The organism is Burkholderia sp. Se-20378, from assembly GCF_017104665.1.
GTDB classification, from domain to species: domain Bacteria; phylum Pseudomonadota; class Gammaproteobacteria; order Burkholderiales; family Burkholderiaceae; genus Burkholderia; species Burkholderia lata.
The window spans coordinates 1-3,369 of record NZ_JAAGPG010000706.1 but is presented as its reverse complement, the minus strand read 5'-3'; the positions used below and the strand labels follow the sequence as shown (position 1 = coordinate 3,369).

At 68.7% G+C, this 3,369-nt stretch carries 1 protein-coding gene; it reads right to left on the bottom strand.

Going from position 1 to position 3,369, the window contains the following annotated elements:
* The coding region (locus G3N93_RS36350; protein ID WP_206135176.1) for a YadA family autotransporter adhesin at window positions 1-3,369 on the bottom strand (3,369 nt) is incomplete at both ends.

The window sequence follows — 3,369 nt, the reverse complement described above, 5'->3', positions numbered from 1 at the left end:
CGCTCGCCTGGTTGCCGATCGCCGTGCCGTTCGAGCCCGACGCCACCGCGCCCGCGCCGCCGGCCACCGAATTGCTGCCGCTCGCCGACGGTGCGACCGGCGTCTGGTCCTGGCTGACCTGGAACATGCCGCCCGCGCCCTTCTTGATGTTGTTCACGTCGCCTTCGACGTTCGTCACGCGGTCGCCGAGCTTGTCGATCTGGTCGCCGACGTGCACGACGTCGCCGGCGACCTTCTGCACCTGCTGGTCGGTATAGTCGTTCGCCGCCTTCACCGCACCGTCGAGCTGCCGCACGTTCACCGCGTCGGTCGCTTCGCGGCCGTCGGCCACGTTGCTGATCGTGCGCTCCGCACCCGGCGCGCCTACCGACACCGTGCCGGCCGTCGCGTTGTCCGCGCCGGAATACTTGCCCGTGTATTGCTCCGCCCCGCGATCGGCCACCGAGCCCGCGCCGAGCGCGACGTCACCGTCCTTGCTCGCGACCGAGCCGTTGCCGACCGCGACCGTGTTCGCACCGTTGGCCACCGCCGCCGGCCCCATCGCCGTGCTGCCGGCGCCGTTCGCCTGCGAATCGGGCAACGGCGTCGCACTGCCGCCGTTCGCGTGGAAGTACTTGATGCCGCCGCCATTCGCGATGTTGTCGATCTGGTCGCCGAGGCGCGTCACGTTCTGGTTCGTCTCGTACAGCTGCGAACCGTTGACCGCGTCCGTGCTGGTCGCCGACAGCTCGCCGGCCGCGACGTTCGTGATCGTCGTCGGCGCGCCGCCCGGGTTCATCGTCACGTGCGTGTAGTCGATCGTGCCGTCCGGGTTGCGGTCGTACTTCACCGCGCCCGCATCCAGGTCGCTGACGCTCGCTTCCACCGACTTCAGCTGGCTCACGTTCACCGCGTCGGTATCGCCCGAGCCCGCCGCCACGTTCGTGAGCCGACGTTCGGCGCCGCTGCTGCCTACGCTCACTTCGCCGACCGGGCTCGTGCCGGCAACCGTGCCACTGCCCGGGTTGTATGCGGCATTGCCGAGCGTGCTGCCATCGGCCACCGCATGCGCGCCGAGCGCCACGCTGCCGGCATGCGAGGCCGTCGCTTCGCGGCCCAGCGCCAGTGCGTCGGCGGCGCTGGCCGTTGCGCTGTAGCCGACCGCCGTACTGCCCGGCGCCTGCGCGAACGCGTCGGTCTGCGCAAGACCCGCTTCGTTCGTGCGCGCATAGCGGATGCCCATCCCGTTCTGGTCCGTGTACGACTGGCTCGTGTCGCCCGCGATGTTCGTGACCGTGTCGCCCAGCTTCGTCACGTTCTGGTTCGTTTCGTTGAGCTGCGAGCCGTTCACCGCGTCCGTGCTGGTCGCCGACACATCGCCCTGTGCGACGTTCGTGATCTTCGTGCCGCCGGTTTTACCGCCGTCCGTCGATGCCGGGCCTTCCAGCGTGATCTGTGTCTTCGGATCGCCCGGGTTGCCGTCGTATTTCACCGCGCGGTCGCTCACGTCGCCGACGCTCGATTGCAGCGCCTTGAGCTGGCTCACGTTCACCGCGTCGGTATCGCCCGAGCCCGCCGCGACGTTCGTGATCCGGCGTTCGGCGCCGCTGCTGCCCACGCTCACTTCACCGACCGGGCTCGTACCCGCAATCGTGCCGCTGCCCGGGTTGTATGCAGCGTTGCCGAGCGTGCTGCCGTCGGCGATCGCATACGCGCCGAGCGCCACGCTGCCGGCGTGCGAGGCCGTCGCTTCGCGGCCCAGCGCCAGTGCGTCGGCGGCGCTGGCCGTCGCGCTGTAGCCCACCGCCGTGCTGCCCGGTGCTTGTGCGAACGCGTCGGTCTGTGCGAGACCGGCTTCGTTCGTGCGCGCATAGCGGATGCCCATCCCGTTCTGGTCCGTGTACGCCTGGCTCGTATCGCCCGCGATGTTCGTGATCGTGTTGCCCAGCTTCGTCACGTTCTGGTTCGTTTCGTTGAGCTGCGAGCCGTTCACGGCGTCCGTGCTGTTGGCCGACACGTCGCCCTGTGCCACGTTCGTGATCTTCGTGCCGCCGGTCTTGCCGCCGTCAGTCGAAGCCGGGCCTTCCAGCGTGATCTGCGTCTTCGGATCGCCCGGGTTGCCGTCGTACTTCACCGCGCGATCGGCCGTCTCATGGATCTTCTGATTCGTTTCGTTGAGCTGCGACCCGTTCACCGCATCCGTACTCGTCGACGACACATCGCCCGGCGCGACGTTCGTGATCTTCTGGCCTGCCATGTCGAGGCCCGAGCCCGACAGCACCGGGCCGCCGTTGTCGATCCCCACGCTCGTGAACGTCGGCGTGTCGCTCGTCGCGATCGAGATCGTCGAACCATTCTGCGTCAGCGCGATGTTCTTCCCGCCATCGACCGTCATCGTCGCACCCGGCTTGATCGCCGTCACTGCCGTGCCGCTCGCGTTGCCGCTCGTCGTCACGTTCCAGCCTTCGTTCAACGCGTTGATCGCGTCGCTGATCGTCGTCTGTTGGCCGCCCGCGATGTTGTACGTCGGGCCCGTGACCTTGCCCGTCGCCGGATCGTACGACGCGCCGCCGCCGATCACCGACGCCGTGCTGTCGCCGAGGTTGTTCACGGTCTGGTTCGTCTGGTTCAATTGCGACCCGTTCACCGCATCCGTACTCGTCGACGACACATCGCCCGGCGCGACGTTCGTGACCTTGTGTCCCACCATGTCGAGGCCCGAGCCCGACAGCACCGGGCCGCCGTTGTCGATCCCCACGCTCGTGAACGTCGGCGTGTCGCTCGTCGCGATCGAGATCGTCGAACCATTCTGCGTCAGCGCGATGTTCTTCCCGCCGTCGACCGTCATCGTCGCGCCCGGCTTGACCGCTGTCACTGCCGTGCCGCTCGCGTTGCCGCTCGTCGTCACGCTCCAGCCTTGATTCAGCGCGTTGATCGCGTCGCCCACCGACGTCTGCTGGCCGCCCGCGATATTGAACGTCGGTGCGGACACGTTGCCGGTCGCCGGATCGTACGACGCGCCGCCGCCAATCGCCGCGGCCGTCGTGTTGCCAAGGTTGTTCACGTTCGTGCCGAGCGACCTGAGCTGGCTCACGTTCACCGCATCGGTATCGCCCGAGCCCGCCGCGACGTTCGTCATCCTGCGTTCCGCCCCGGCGCTGCCCACGCTCACCTCGCCCACCGGGCTCGTGCCCGCGATCGTGCCGCTGCCCGGGTTGTACCCCGCATTGCCGAGCATCGAGCCATCCGCCACCGCGTTCGCGCCGAGCGCGACGCTGCCCGCATGCGACGCCTTCGCGTTCGAGCCGAATGCAATCGCGTTCTGCGCGGTCGACTGCGCGGTATCGCCGAGCGCGAGCGCACCGGCCGCGGCCGCCGACGACGCATTGA